General features: G+C 48.2%; 9 protein-coding genes. 4 read left to right on the plus strand and 5 right to left on the minus strand.

The window, feature by feature from the left end; all coding sequences use genetic code 11:
* Window positions 1–136: 136 nt before the first annotated feature.
* A complete protein-coding gene (locus AB1L17_RS20025; protein ID WP_412846863.1) occupies window positions 137–901 on the minus strand; it encodes a DUF4097 family beta strand repeat-containing protein in 765 nt (254 codons plus the stop codon).
* Between the two features lie 194 nt (window positions 902–1,095).
* On the opposite strand from AB1L17_RS20025, the gene AB1L17_RS20030 reads away from it, so the two are divergent.
* From AB1L17_RS20030 to AB1L17_RS20040, 3 genes are all read left to right on the plus strand, one after another.
* On the plus strand, window positions 1,096–1,770 hold the full coding sequence (locus tag AB1L17_RS20030; RefSeq protein WP_412846864.1) for a Crp/Fnr family transcriptional regulator: 675 nt from the start codon (window positions 1,096–1,098) through the stop codon (window positions 1,768–1,770).
* 90 nt (window positions 1,771–1,860) lie between these two features.
* Window positions 1,861–1,986 carry a carboxymuconolactone decarboxylase family protein gene (locus AB1L17_RS20035; protein WP_412846865.1) on the plus strand — a complete coding sequence of 42 codons (126 nt, stop codon included), beginning with the start codon at window positions 1,861–1,863 and terminating at the stop codon, window positions 1,984–1,986.
* A gap of 184 nt (window positions 1,987–2,170) precedes the next feature.
* Complete coding sequence (locus tag AB1L17_RS20040; protein WP_412846866.1) at window positions 2,171–2,527, plus strand: response regulator; 357 nt, start codon at window positions 2,171–2,173, stop codon at window positions 2,525–2,527.
* Window positions 2,528–2,577: 50 nt separating this feature from the next.
* On the opposite strand, the gene AB1L17_RS20045 is transcribed toward AB1L17_RS20040, so the two are convergent.
* A complete protein-coding gene (locus tag AB1L17_RS20045; RefSeq protein ID WP_412848881.1) occupies window positions 2,578–8,484 on the minus strand; it encodes an AAA family ATPase in 5,907 nt (1,968 codons plus the stop codon).
* Between the two features lie 129 nt (window positions 8,485–8,613).
* On the opposite strand from AB1L17_RS20045, the gene AB1L17_RS20050 reads away from it, so the two are divergent.
* Complete coding sequence (locus AB1L17_RS20050) at window positions 8,614–9,240, plus strand: cupin domain-containing protein (protein WP_412846868.1); 627 nt, start codon at window positions 8,614–8,616, stop codon at window positions 9,238–9,240.
* Between the two features lie 82 nt (window positions 9,241–9,322).
* On the opposite strand, the gene AB1L17_RS20055 is transcribed toward AB1L17_RS20050, so the two are convergent.
* The 3 genes from AB1L17_RS20055 to AB1L17_RS20065 all read right to left on the minus strand — a co-directional run bounded on the left by AB1L17_RS20055 (window position 9,323) and on the right by AB1L17_RS20065 (window position 14,022).
* Window positions 9,323–10,054 (minus strand): MBL fold metallo-hydrolase, encoded by a 732-nt coding sequence (locus tag AB1L17_RS20055; RefSeq protein ID WP_412846869.1) that lies wholly within the window; start codon window positions 10,052–10,054, stop codon window positions 9,323–9,325.
* Between the two features lie 192 nt (window positions 10,055–10,246).
* Window positions 10,247–12,757 carry a GAP1-N2 domain-containing protein gene (locus AB1L17_RS20060; protein ID WP_412846870.1) on the minus strand — a complete coding sequence of 837 codons (2,511 nt, stop codon included), beginning with the start codon at window positions 12,755–12,757 and terminating at the stop codon, window positions 10,247–10,249.
* Entirely contained in the window at window positions 12,757–14,022 is a 1,266-nt protein-coding gene (locus AB1L17_RS20065; protein ID WP_412846871.1) for a TRAFAC clade GTPase domain-containing protein, read from the minus strand. Before AB1L17_RS20065 ends, AB1L17_RS20060 begins: the two co-directional genes overlap by 1 nt.
* Window positions 14,023–14,024: the final 2 nt, after the last annotated feature.

The raw sequence follows: 14,024 nt of genomic DNA on the forward strand, positions 1-14,024 counted from the left end.
CTACCTTTGTTATATTAGCACTTCTTTATCGGAAGGGAAAGCTTTTTTTCATTAGTCGGCTAATTTTTTCCTCAACCTGTCAAAATACCGCCACGAATAAGAAAACCGCCAGGGCAAAAACCCTGACGGTCCTGATTTATTTCGATGTGTACGAGCCTTTTATGTTTAGAACGGTTCGCTCTCCGCTCCCGTCATTCTCAATTAATACATTTCCTTCGACGGTATCAATGACCATGTCGCCGCTTTCGTCAGATATCTTCATGTCTCCCTTATGATTTCGAATAACCATATCGCCGGATTGATCGTGAATCTCTACATTTCCACCCGTATTTTCCATGAAGATATCACCCGAGTCATCTTCGATCAGTTTGAGGGCTGACGCGTCCTTGATCCTGATGTCACCGGACTGGTCACGAATCTCTGTCTCTCCGCCCGTATTCGTCAATCGAATGTCACCGGAGTCATCCTCAATCGTGATCTTTCCTGTCAGTTCCGTCATGTCAATATCTCCTGAACCATCGGTAAGGGTTATTGGCAGCTGTGCAGGAACGGTAACCGTTAGCGTCATATCCACATAGTTAAAGCCGATATCCGTGTTCATTTCGGATCGTAGTGTTGCGGTGTTCCCATCCTTCTCGAGAGTAATGAAGATGTCTTCGGGTTTGACATTTTTCGTCTTGATATCGGCATCTACACGAATCGCGGTTGCTTTTTCATCACCTTTGACGATCAAATCGCCTGAATCCGTAACAATATCCAAAGCCTCGATGGACTCCGCCGATAATTCAAGCTGTCTTTTTTCTTCTTCGACCTTGATCACGTTATCGCTGATCGTGCATCCGGCTATGCCGATTCCCACAGCGATTAAACCTACTCCTATCCACTGTTTCATGTGTTTCATCAGTTTCCCCTCGATACTGGTTATTTTTACAAGATAAGTTCTATATGCATCGTAGCAAAACAGCGTAAAAGATAAATCCGGCTATAGCGTTGTTCACTTGTCGGTCTACAGACGGATATTTGTGGAAATCAGGACTTTTTACTACACTAGATTTAACAGTATTTTTCCAATCGTGCAACCACGGAGGGTAAACAATGGATATCAAACGAATCCAGCCGGTAATTGATGCATTCCCGTGCTTTTCCCTTGTTCCAGAAGCCGCATGGCGCCATCCGGACATTACAGTGGAACGCTTTTCACCCCAGCTTACGATGGAGCAGGGCCATTTGTTTTCCCACGCCGCTTTTGTATTGTCAGGTAAGGTCCGCATTTATATCATCAGTGAGTCCGGACGAGAGGTTACGTTGTATCGCGTACAGCGCGGAGGAGTCTGTGTACTCATGATGGCAAGCATCTTAGGCGAAACTGCTTATGAGGCGTCCGCACAGCTGGAGGAGGAAACGGAGCTGCTACTGCTCTCAGTGGACGTTTTCAAAGACTGGATGGATCGCTATCAGGACTTGCGTCAATTTATTTACCGCAACATGATCAACCGAATGGTCTCCGTCACCTCTCTGGTCGAGGAAATCGCATTTAAACCGATCAACGCCAGGATCGCAGATTTATTGCTCCGTCGTACCACGGAATCTCGCAATCACCTGTCCATTACACACGAAGCAATTGCCATTGAGCTCGGGACCGCCAGAGAAGTAATCAGTCGATCGCTCAAGGAGTTTGAGAAAGCCGGATGGCTTCAGCTTGAGCGAGGCCGAATAGCGGCTATTCGCCGTGAAGCCCTCCAGCAAAAGCTATTGCTTAGTGATTGGTGAGTAAGTTACAGAAGCATACCTCTCTCTTCTCTACAATGAAGTCGTAGCGACTACTCATGGAATGGAGAGGATGTCTCATGAGGCGGCACCATGGAGGAAATCATGGAGGCTCTACTCGTTGCCGCAGTCACCCGTTCCGGTGCTATCTTAAGCCATGGAGTCAATGCCTTGCTCGCCTATCGTGATGATCCTGGCAAGCCGGATTGCTTTTGCTAATCCAAAATCCACACGAAAAAACAAACAAATCCAGTTTCTTCCTTACTGGCATTCGTTTGTTTTTTCGTGTGCTCATTGGTAGTTTTTATGATCAAATTATTGCGACATTTTTCCTATCAGTGTTATGGTAAAAGAAGACTACTAACTTACTATGAATAACTAACGTTTTGTAACAGGAGGTTTTATGGCTCGTATACTGATAGCAGACGACTCCCTTGTAGTACGAGAATACATGAAAATCATTTTGGAACGGGCGGGCCATCAAGTCATCGCAGAAGCAACAAATGGATTGGACGCCTACCAAAAATATACGGCCCACCTCCCTGACGTGGTGACGATGGACATCAACATGCCTGGAATGAACGGCATAGAGACCGTCAAAAAAATCATCGACACCTTCCCCGACGCCAACATCATTATGGTCAGCACCAATGGATTAAAGCCACTCGTCTTCGAAGCGATCAACGCCGGAGCACGCCATTATATTTTGAAACCGATCGATGAAGAACGACTTTTGGCTTCCATTACGAATTCTCTCTAGCATAGAAAACAAAACTGAGGCAACTCGTCGCCTCAGTTTTGTTATTTTATCTAGCGAATTTCCTCCAACGGGATTCGGAAGGAAAAACGGGTACCTTCTCCTTTTTGGGTATGGATCTGAAGCGTTCCTCCCAAATGATCAACCTCTTGTTTGACAATCGATAGGCCGATCCCTCTTCCCGACACGAGACTCGCACTTTCTTTTACCGTGACATGCTCCGACAGCTTTAGCTTGTCCATATCTGTGCCTCGCCCATCATCGCTAATCGTGATGCATAGAGAGGCATCCTCTTGCCAAATACGACAACGAACCTTGCCACTGCGTTCTTTCCCACATGCCAGTCGTATATGCTCTTCTTCGATTCCATGATCAATCGCATTGTTGAATACGTGAACCAGGCTCCTCGCGAACTTCTCGAAGCGCTCAGAATCGATCAGAACTTCCTCTGCCTCCCATTCGACTGGATCAACGGTCTTATTCAGACGGATGGCGAGCTCGCAGACATAGTCCTCATAGCGGGACAGCATGTCCTTCATTGGACGATAACGAAGCTGACGTATGCGGTGGAGAAGCTCTTGCTGAGCCTCACCCTCTATCAGGCTGATGATCTCTTGCTCGAAGCTCTCCCATCGATCTTTGCCAATGGTATAAACATGTTCGTTTACATCCAAAAACCCGATTCCGAGCTTGTTCTGCATAATCGACAAATCTTGTTTCATCGCAGCTGGCACCTCTGCGAATGATTGCTGTGCACGCATATCCTCGGCCGATAGGCGTTCTTCTTTTGCCCATTGAATCAACCAGGACTCCAAATCATGCAGCTTTTGTGGTGTATGAATCAAGTGCAATTGGCTGAAGTCGCCTTTAAACTGATGAATCTGCGCGACCAGCTTGAATAGCTTCTCGGAATCCGTGATCTCTTCTCTCAATACCAGCTTCCAGCCATCCTCAAAGAAGGAGTCAAACGCTCGCAGTACCTTTTGGAAAAGCGGGAGACTAATCGCCACGGTTACGACCATATTCAGCCTTTGCCATTCTCGCTCCATTTTGGATTCGAGCGCACGCTGCTCACTCATATCGGTCAAAATCAGCATTAAGCCTTCCGGTGAATCTCTTCGATCCTCGTAAATCGGCTTGCATGCCAGCTTCAAAGGCATTTGATTGATCTGGATTTCTGTGGGAAATAGACTGAGATACAGCTCCTTCTGCCCTTGGTCTTTTGCTTCAAAGTACTTTTCCAATAGCGATTCGATAAACACCCGGTCCTCTGGACGATCTGGGTACAATAGCTCTGCTACCGATACCTCAGCCAGTTCTCTGCCAAAGATTCGCAAGCATTCTCGACTGTATTCAGAATGGACAAGCAGGTTTTTGGAAAAAGAAAGGAAGCCTTGTCCCGCATTGTTTAATAGATTTTTATTGGCCTGCAGAAGCGACTGGATCTCATTCGTACGCTCTGTTACGTTCTTTTCCAAGGATTGATTCCATTGCTCCAGCTGATGATACAATCTCGCATTTTCAATAAAGATCGCGATTTGCGAGAAGATCAGTCGAAGCGGCTCTGAGCGCTTTTCGTTGAACACATGCGTCGTCTCGTTGTTCTCCAAGTAGATGACACCGATCATTTTTCCTTGCTGCCACAGTGGGGAGCATAAAATCGATTTTGGCTTGTGCTTCGTAATATACGTATCGCGGAAAAAGACGCCTTCAACGGAAGCGTTGTGGAGCACCAGCATCTCTTCTGTACGAATCGTATAATTTACGACAGCTACAGAGAGCATCCCGCTATGCTCATACGGGACAGACTGCATGATCTCTACGTCCAAATCGACAGAGCCTGCTGCTTCGATCAGCCAGTCACTATCCTTTTTCAGCAGGAGGATTCCTTTCTCCGCACCTGCATTGCTCATCACCGTGCGCAGCATCGTCGCCAACAGCATATCCAAGCGGAGCTCGCTTGCGATTGTTTGCGATGCCTTGATGACGCTCATCAAATCGACGAGGTCTGCTGTCTGGTCAGTCGCGGCAATCTCGGCAGACGCCCCCAAGCTTCTTACCCGTTGCAAAAGATACGGGTACCGTTCCCCGATCTCACGTGCCTTGGCAACCGCCCCCCAAAGCATGTAAACCTCGTGCGCTTCAGTCATGTATACCTTCGCAATGGTTTCGAGTCCGAGCGCCATGTAATGCTGGGCTGCCAATTCGTTTGCCAGAGCCTCGTTTTGCAAAAACACGTCTTTTTTGGCGAGCTGAACCGCCTGCTCATAAAAAGGCCCTGCTTCTTGCTTTTTGTCTGTGACACGCAGCCACTCTGCATGCATCAGTAGCCATTTATGCTGAAAATTTTCCGGGCATTCCTTTGCCCACGTCTTCATCTTTTTTATGTTCGCTTTGATTTTTTTCCCATATTGCGATCGATGCTGCCGATTCGCGCTCTCATAGAGCCCTGTCAGCGCCAGTGTTTGCATAAAAACATGCTGGCTGACAAGAACTTGACCACTGACTGATTCCATCCATTGCTCGGCTTCAGCCAGCAGCTCGGCAGCCTCGCGATGATTTCCGTACATGAGATGAACCATCGATTTATAGTAGTGATACATATACCGCTTGTAGCTGTTTCCTTCTTTTTGCAGGTTGCTCACATAAACCGCTTCATCAAATCCGTCATGGCAAAACGCCGTTCGCTCATTGTCCGTCCATCGGGTAAAGGTATGAAGCGCTTGACTCAATAACAGGAGCCGGTCATCGTGATCTACGACCTTGAGTTGTTTAATAATATCGCTGTATTCCTCGATTTGATGCTCCAATTCTTCGACCTGTATACCGCAATAGAGCATGGCCTCCAAGAGCCCGTGAGCATTATAGGCCGCATAAATGTTGCCACCACCGTCCAAACCGAGTTGAATCGCTTTTTTCAGTAGCGGAATATTCGTTCGCGCATGCTCGCACCAATGATTGATAAGCAGGGCAAAAGCGCCATACGCCTTGGTCATGGCGATCGGGTCGGCAAAGCTGTCTGCTACACGACAAGCCAGCTGACCAAATTCGTAAGCCTCCCGATAATTTCCGAATTGAGTTGCTTGCACGATCCCGTAACCGGTATAACCGTTTGCAGAAGCTACCGCGTTTCCATGCACAAGTGACAGATGAAGCGCACGCAGAATCGTCAGGGCAAACCAATTGAGGTTCACATAGTAAGCAGATGATCCTGCATAGCTGATAATGCTCATCGCCATTTGGTAATTTTCTTCGGGAACATCCGGCAAGTACAGCAGCTCATCTATTTTTCGTCCTTTGAGGCGTCTCTTGATATGCCACATTTCCTTGATGATATCGAGCTTGCCAGGCTTTTTCGGAATCGGTACGCCTAATAGACCCAGCGCAACGCTTGCGATCTCCATGACACGCGGGAACTCAGCCAGTCGGGTATACATGCGAATTTCCATTTCCAAAATTCGTACCCGTTCTTGATCTGTTTTGGCATGCTGCATACCGAGTTGGAACAATCGTTTTGCTTCATCCAATTGATTGCAAAGATAGGCCGTCTCCGCAGACAACGCACATAGCTCCATCGTCAGATCATGCTTGTGCTGCCAGCCCTCTTCCCCTACCAGCTCTACCCCTCGTTGGAAGTACTGCAAAGCTGACTCAAACGCAGCAGACATTTTCGCTTTTTGACCTGCGAGCAAATGACACTGCGCTACATGAATACGCTCTGCCTGATCTTCGAGTATGTCTTTGCCCCGATACATATGATCACAAATCTCGAACAAGAAGTTGGGTTCACTCCCTTGGGACATTTCCCACATCATCCTGCCCAGCTTGACGTGAATATGTTGGCGCTCTGTCTCGGATAACAATGAATAGGCTGCCTGTTGAATCCGATCATGCACAAAGCGGAAGCGAATCTTCATTTGGGACGCTGTTTCTTCTTCAACCAGCGTAGCGTATGTCAAATATTCCGCTCCCTCAACCGGGTAGATCAGCCCCTCCTCGATCGCAGGCCATATTTGCTGGATAGCCACTGATTCAGTTTGACTTCGTGCCTTGGCTATCAAATAAAGCAAGAACGAATTACCCAGACAGGCTGCATAGGCAAGCAGCTGCTGCGTAGACTCAGGCAATCTTCTCACTTTTTCCACGAGAAAATCTGCCACATTTTCCGTCGTACCAAGCTTCTCGATTTCTGCCAAATCCCATTGCCAAATACGCTCTTCTCTCACATACCTCAACAGGTGGCGATCATATAGAGTCTTGATGAATTCTCTCAAATAAAACGGATTCCCCGCTGTTTTCTGCATGATAATCATAGCCAGCGGCTTCGTGATGACTGGATCACTATGTAGCGTATCAGCCAGCAACGCATTGAATTCAGGTACTCTCAATGGCAATAGTGTAACTTGACGCAGAATGCGACTCTTGATGCCTGTCTCTGTCAAAATCGCAATCAACGGATTCATCGTGCTGCCATCATGCTCACGATACGCGCCAATTAATAGAAAATGACTGAGCTGCATATCCGCGATCAATTCGCGAATGAGGAACAGCGAAGAAGAATCCGCCCACTGCAAATCATCCAGGAATAAGACGAGCGGATGGTCTGGCCGCGCCCAAATCCGAATGAAGCGTTGCATAACCAATTGAAACCGATTTTTTGCTTCTGCTGCGGGCAGCTCGGGTACGGCGGGCTGTTTGCCGACCACCGCCTCAAGCTGCGGAATAACATCCACGATCACTTGACCGAGTCCTTGCACGGCTTCGAGGATCGTCTCTTTCCATACGAGCAGTTCCCGTTCATGACCGACTAAAAGCTGCTTAATCAAATCTTGAAAGATTTGAATGATCGCCGAATATGGCACAGCCTGATTATACTGATCGAACTTTCCTGAAACAAAACGTCCCCTGCCTTTCAAAAACGCTTTTTGCGCTTCTAGCACGAGAGCAGATTTCCCCACGCCTGCACTGCCACTGAGGAGAACCATCCTCGTCGCACCATTCGTCACTTGATCGAACGCATCCATGAGCATCTGGATTTCCTGCTCACGTCCATAGAGCCTTTCAGGAATTCGCAAGCGATCCGCACGGTCTTCTAAAGCAAGTGGAAATGGGGTAATCAAACCGTTTTGTTGAAGCTGATCGTAGCAGCGCTGCAAATCTGCACGTAAGCCAGCCATGCTAAAGTAGCGATCCTCTGTATTTTTGGATAGGCACTTCATGACGATGTCCGATAAAATCTCTGGAACAGATGGTTTTACACTGGAGGGAGCGAGTGGTTTTCTTGCCATATGGGCATGTATGAGTTCAAGCATGTCCGAAGTCAAAAAGGGTAGCTTTCCCGTCAACAACTCGTAGATCGTGACACCAAAAGAATAAATATCAGAGCGGTAATCAACTGTACGATTCATCCTCCCGGTCTGTTCCGGCGATACGTAGCGCAGATCCCCTTTCCATTCTTTTGGATTCATCACACTTTGGTACTCTTGGTGACATGTAGATGCCAGGCCAAAGCTAACAAGCTTTACCTCATACGTATCCGGGTGAACCAGGATGTGAGCGGGATTAATATCCTTATGAATAATTCCGTGCTGATGGATTTCGTCCAGACAAGCAGCAATGCGGATCGAGATGAAGATCATCTCTTTCAGCGACAGTCCTTTCATCTTCATCAGCAAAGAGAGCGGCACTCCCCCGAAATCTTCCGTGATCATCACCGTCTCACGATTGTGATTGACGAGCTCTATGATCGTTTCGACTGCACTCGATTCCAAAGATTGAAGAATGCGATATTCATGCTTCAGTTTCCACAGGGATTCCTTTTGGGAAGGTCCTTCCATTGGTACCTTGAATAAGACAGGGAGATTGTCGTTATTTCTGTAACCACGATAAATTCCCAATTTTGAATGAGTGGAAAGAAACTCTGCCACCCTATAGCCTGGAACCACGATCATGCCGCTCATACTATCCACTCCATCTGTAGGTAGAACATCCTATCTTTTTAATTGTTGCCCCGGAACAAATAATCTATATTTAATATATATTCTGTCACAACGTAATCTATTTTTACTATTTTTCAAGGAGGTATAGTCTTGTCAAACTTAAGTCGAAGTGTAAGTAACCCACATAATAATGAAGTGGTCACCTTTCTAAAGACAACAGAAGAAACGAATGGGGAATATTTGTTATTCCGTACCGATCTTCCACCGAACAACGGGATTTTCCTACACTATCATACCGAACTTGTCGAAACCTTTGAAGGTGTAATTGGAAATTTAGAGGTAACGATTGATGGAAAAAAAGTAATCCTGAAACCGGGAGAGCAGTTAACCATTCCCACAGACAAGGTTCACGGGTTTCACAACCCTTCCAACGAATTCGTCAGCTTTGATGTCGAAATTCGCCCGGCAGGTACCTTTGAAGCATTTGTCCGCTGCGGATATGGACTCGATACAGACGGACGCAGCTTTTATTTGCCGATTATAAAGCAATTTATCCCAAAAAACATTCTTCTCTTGGGAACAATTTTTCAGATGGGGCAGTTTTACCTGCCGATCATTCCACGCTTCCTGCAAAAAGGCATGTTCGCTGTGCTCGCTACACTCGCCCGTTGGACAGGCTCGGATAAATCCCTGGAAAAATACTACAAACCTTCTCCTTCGGCACCCGTTCCCCATCACGAGATTGAACAACCATCGCAAAGGACGATGCAAGGGTGAAACGAAAAAGACACCATAGGGATTTCTCCAGCTTGGTGTCCTCCACGTATCATATATCAACACATTCCAATCTGGATTCGTTTTAGATCAGCGCGTGAAGCTGCTCTTGCGCGTTGATTTGGCACATGCCTCCATGATAACAAATTATTGCATTAATTTCCAAGTCGACAAATTTTTGCAATGACCGTTCTGCCATTTCCATATCCAAAGTCGTTTGCGGGATCGGTCCTCGCAGCATTTCGTTCATGTACACCAGAGCGTCACCAGCTATCAATGTCTTGCTCTCCTGTACATAAAGGCTGAGATGCCCCGGCGTATGTCCAGGCGTATGAATGACGCGAATTCCTCCACAATAGGGCAGATTCTCGCCGTCAGCCAGTGTCTTGTGTACCATTGCCTTTGGTGGATTTTCGCAGAGCCATTGCAGATGCTCCCGTTCCTTTTCAGGCAACATGGCTAACAATGGTGCCATGCTTTGCGGGTTTGCTTTGATAAGAGGGCGTGTGCCTTCGATGTACGGCTGATCCAGTTCATGCGCGTATACTTCAACCTGTCCGCCAAGCTCGCGAACAATTTCTGGAAGACTTCCAATATGATCAAGATCCTGATGTGTCAAAATGATTGCTTGTAAACGTTCCGGTGGTACGCCAACACGGCTCATCTCCTGACGAATGGCCGCCCAAGACCCAGGCATGCCTGTATCTACCAGCACCGCTCGATCATCATCCCAAAGCAAGGTGGGATAGATCACCATTGGCTTACCGAATGCCTCTCCTTGTAACGGAATCATTTTCACACCAGCGTCAACTTTCATTGCCTAGTCCTCCTCACACCGTTTCATTCTACCACTACATTTTTATCACGGAGCAAGGAATCATTCAATAATAAAATATTTAATAATACCATAAATAAAAATTTTTGTCAAGGTAAAATCAGGGTATCTTGTCCAACAAAGATACCCTGATCAAAGCGGTCACCCTCCGTGAATAGCCTCGTTTGAGGTTTCTTACGGTGTGGTTGTATGTACCGGCTCGGCAGTAGAAACATCTTGGCTTTGCGTTCCATGACCGCCACGGACAGGCTGGATATCAGGCTCGTCTAGCATCAACCGATACACCGGCACGAACACTGCTGGGGGACGGATTGGCTCTGGCTGCGTATCTGGTGGCTGTACCTGTGCACTCGTGTCCGCTTCAGGCTGTGGACCCCAAACCACGTACCCGCCCCACGCTCCGGCACCTAGCAAGACGACCAAGCTGGATATCACCGTAGCCTTGTGCCGAAACAGCTTCACGAGCGGGTTCGCTGTTTCGCTGCGTACCTCCTCCAGGAGCTTGCGGAAATCCGCATTTCGAATCGCATACCACCGTTTTCTCCATTCTTTATCACGCAGCCGCTTGCCTTTCTCTTCGAGGAAAAGGGCTTTCAATGCTTGTCTGTAGGCAGGCAGCAAATACTTTCCTTCAAAAAACATCCGTTGGCTCATCGTCCACTGGATAAAGGAGAGCGTCACTGCCTCGCCGCCATTTTGCTGAACATACTCCAGTATTTCTGCAAAATGGAAGCCTTCCTGACCAAAATGATCTTCCCTGTAAAAGACCAGCGGGATCTGCGGGAACTCGTCAGCCTGGAGCGGTTTCTCCAACATATGCTGAATCATTCTTTGTTGCAGCGAAATCGCTTCCCGGTCCCATTTTCGGAAGAACTCAGCCGGATGTGGCGTGCTTCTTTCCTCATGCAGCTTCGCCAGATTCAAGAGCATTTCTTGCTTGTGGCGACTTTCCATATCCAGCGTTCCGAAAAAGCTCTGTGGCTTCTCCTCCAAGAGAGCGATGAGAACTTGGAAATCATCTTTGGATAGCGTGTCTAAGGCAACGAGCTTCATCAAGGACTTGTCCAGCTCATCCAGCAGCTCATCAGCATAGCTGCGCCCCCCATCGATGTTTTCGAAGAACTGGTGGATCGTAATGGCGGCAGCGAGCTTTTGACGTTCACGTGCAAATAGACGCAGAACTTTTTCCGTCGTGGTAGAAATAAAGATGGCATTGCGCATGGCTTGTGGTTCTGTTTCTGTCCAAAACCGTATTTCCTTCAGCATCTGGTCCAGATTGGTCACAGCTGCTACCCGCTCGGTCATGTAATCCTCAAAGAGCGGCTTCACCAATTGAGGGTAGCCAAAAATCGTCCGCATCATGAAGCCAAACAGCTCACGATTGCTGGACAAATGCTTGTACACCTCTGCCACGTAGCTGCTCTGTCGCGATGTCTTGGCCTTCATCAACACGTCCATCAGGAAGCGGATCAAATCCATCTGCAGGCGTTCCTGCTTCGTGACGCGGTACGATTCAATTATTTGTTTGATCGTCTCGCCATCAGGGAGCTGCTTGGACGAAAGCGCCTCTACCTCGATTCGCATCAGCATTTCCTGAAGCTCGATCAGTCGTTTCTTGCTGGTCAAGCTGTTGTGCCCCAAGTAGCTGTTCAACGCCTGCCAAACTCCCGCCCGCTTGCTCTCATAGATGGGCAGTCGACCTTTTTCAATCAAATACAGCGCACACAGCTCGTAATACGTGCGAATGTTCAAAGCCACTGCATTGTCTGCTCCAGCCAGTACTTCCTCACAAAACTCGTGGAAGGCATCCAGAATCCGCGGTTCATTCACATACTCCCACGCAAAGTCGAGGTATTCATGCGATCCGTCCTGCAGCTCGACGTTTTGAACGCGGCCAAGGGCGAAATCGAACAAAAAGTCCTTGTCACTGTGCCCCCCACCTGGTCGGATGCTACCTTTTTCTACAAACGTGACATGGATGTGCTTTTTGCTCTGCGGCTCGTTGCTAAACGTGAGAAATCCAAAATGTCTGCGCATCTCAAAAGGCAGACAACTGTACAAAATCGCAAGCAGCTGAGCAGCACTCCTGGATGCAGAACTGATGTCCACATCCAGACTAATGAAAACCTTCTTTTTCGCTGCGAGCGAAGACATCACCGCAAAGAGGAGCTGTTTGAACAGACGTTCATCGACGCCCAATTGCCCAAGCAGCTGCTTTCGGTCTTGTGATAAGCCATTTTCTGAAGGAAGGTCATCAACCGACGGCAATTCCTTGCCTGCTGTATCATCGTGGCGATCTGCAAAAGTACGCACACCGAAGATTTTGCCCGGATTCTTGATGAACTCGTCCCGGCGTTCTACCGGGATGACATAGTTGTGGCTGAAAAACGTATTGCGCTGCCCGGTAAAGTCCGCTCCCACAAATACACTTCTGCCGAGAACCATCTCTCCTGATTCGGCCTGGAAGCTGAGAAGCGACTCCGGATAGAGCGCCAGATTGCTTTCCGCCCGTTCCTGAAGCTGTCTAGGTGCATCGTACACACAAAACGGATGGAGCGTCTTCTTAATGAATTGGTTATCCAGCCCTGGCGTTTTGGCGACAGTATCGTATCCTTCGTTCGAACGGAAAACCCCTTGTCGCCCGCGGGTGTAGTACTGCTGCAAAATGGGCTGACGGTTGTTCACTACCGCTCCCTCCCCTCGATGTAATCAAGCTGGTGCATCAACCAAATAAACGGCTCATCAACACGAATCGGCGTCACGACACCGCTGACTTTTTGATTGATCGGGTTGCTTCCCAGCGCAGATACAGCGAAATAGGCCGTATTCGTAAAGTAAACATCCAACGCGTCCTTAAACGGTCGGTCGACTTTTTCGATGAAGCGGCGGATTTCCCCATCGATGTTCTCGAATTCAGTCGTATTTAAATATTGTTCATGGACGAAATTGCGGAAAACATTGCTGTTGGACTTGATGTATTCGCCGTCGTCTTCCTTGATCACATTCAGCATGTCGCTCTTCGTCAACACGACAGCAGTCGGGATATGCGTCTTGCTCTGCTCCTGATAGCCGATGAAGTTCTCAAACAGCGTAATGACGACCTCACGCGGCTCGTCGTATCTCGCAGTAAATTCCCCTGGCTCATCCCCCGCTTGCAGCATGACCCGATCGCGAATCGTCTTGATTTGCAGTGGATCGACCAGGAACAGGATACCCGATGAGTTTTTCACATGCGCCGCATACAGCTCCAGGTACTCGCGGTCGACCATTCCCTCACCTGCTACATCGAAAAACACAAGGATCAACGGTGCCTTGTCGCTATCCTTGAAAATGAACTGGAAGATGAACGGCTCCTGACGCTTTTCCTTTTGCGTGGAATCGAGCAGCTGCCCACGCTCAAACAAAGGCGCCTCGTAGTTCTCACGGAATTTGCGGCTAATCTGCGCATTGAGCGGCATACACGCTGCATTGAAGTGATTCGCTGTCGTGTTCTGCAGCGTATGGATCAGTGAGGTCATGTAAACGGACTTGCCGACCTGCGACGCCCCGACAATCGAAATGATGTTGCTCGGCGCCTTCCCAGCCGTAATCGGCAGCTCGTTGTGGCATTTCGGGCACAGTCTGCGCTTCGAAACCATTCCATATCGGTCTGTCACCCCTGCGAGGACATTATCGACGTACAAATGGTTTTCCGGTGGAATGGATTCCGGATCAATCACCGCTTCCAGCTCGTCGATAGCATCCAGTCCGAACTTGTCCCGGTACGCATTGAGAATCTCATCCTCCTGCAACGCGTAATCTTCGTCATCCTGACGGTGATGTGTGGCACGGAAGACAACTTGGTCCGGTCCGTATTTGGCGAAGCAGTATGGGCAGACAATATCGTAAAAAGGAAGCCGTTCTTTGACCTGCGGCTTCTTTTCAAACATGTTTTTCAAAAACGACAGCATGG

Source organism: Brevibacillus jepli (genome assembly GCF_047229145.1).
Lineage (GTDB): Bacteria > Bacillota > Bacilli > Brevibacillales > Brevibacillaceae > Brevibacillus.

Coding starts and splice junctions, on each gene's coding strand:
- AB1L17_RS20025 (WP_412846863.1), bottom strand. CDS start 901: ATGAAACACATGAAACAGTGGATAGGAGTAGGTTTAATCGCTGTGGGA.
- AB1L17_RS20030 (WP_412846864.1), top strand. CDS start 1,096: ATGGATATCAAACGAATCCAGCCGGTAATTGATGCATTCCCGTGCTTT.
- AB1L17_RS20035 (WP_412846865.1), top strand. CDS start 1,861: ATGGAGGAAATCATGGAGGCTCTACTCGTTGCCGCAGTCACCCGTTCC.
- AB1L17_RS20040 (WP_412846866.1), top strand. CDS start 2,171: ATGGCTCGTATACTGATAGCAGACGACTCCCTTGTAGTACGAGAATAC.
- AB1L17_RS20045 (WP_412848881.1), bottom strand. CDS start 8,484: ATGAGCGGCATGATCGTGGTTCCAGGCTATAGGGTGGCAGAGTTTCTT.
- AB1L17_RS20055 (WP_412846869.1), bottom strand. CDS start 10,054: ATGAAAGTTGACGCTGGTGTGAAAATGATTCCGTTACAAGGAGAGGCA.
- AB1L17_RS20065 (WP_412846871.1), bottom strand. CDS start 14,022: ATGCTGTCGTTTTTGAAAAACATGTTTGAAAAGAAGCCGCAGGTCAAA.